We start from the raw sequence: 206 nt of genomic DNA, 5'->3' as shown, positions 1-206 counted from the left end.
TGGCGGTGTTATCTTCTAGAAAGATAGATAATGGAAGCTGCCTGAAATATCAAAATGAATACTATCTTCCTGTAAACAATCAAGGGATCGCTGTACACCATCGTAAGGGCACCACAGCAATGGTAATCAGATCATTCAACGGTGAACTCTTCAGTTGTATTGGTGAGCAGGTTTATGCACTTGAGTTACTTCCGGAACACAAGCCA

General features: G+C 41.7%; 1 pseudogene. It reads left to right on the top strand.

Features of this window, described 5'->3' with window-relative positions:
* Positions 1-206 (top strand): annotated as a pseudogene (locus EFT72_RS19550) (transposase); the annotation flags it as partial.

This window comes from Clostridium sp. E02 (assembly GCF_003833015.1).
Taxonomy (GTDB): Bacteria; Bacillota; Clostridia; order Lachnospirales; family Lachnospiraceae; genus Lacrimispora.
The sequence above is the reverse complement of the archived record's forward strand: the minus strand, read 5'-3'. Positions and strand labels throughout refer to the sequence as shown.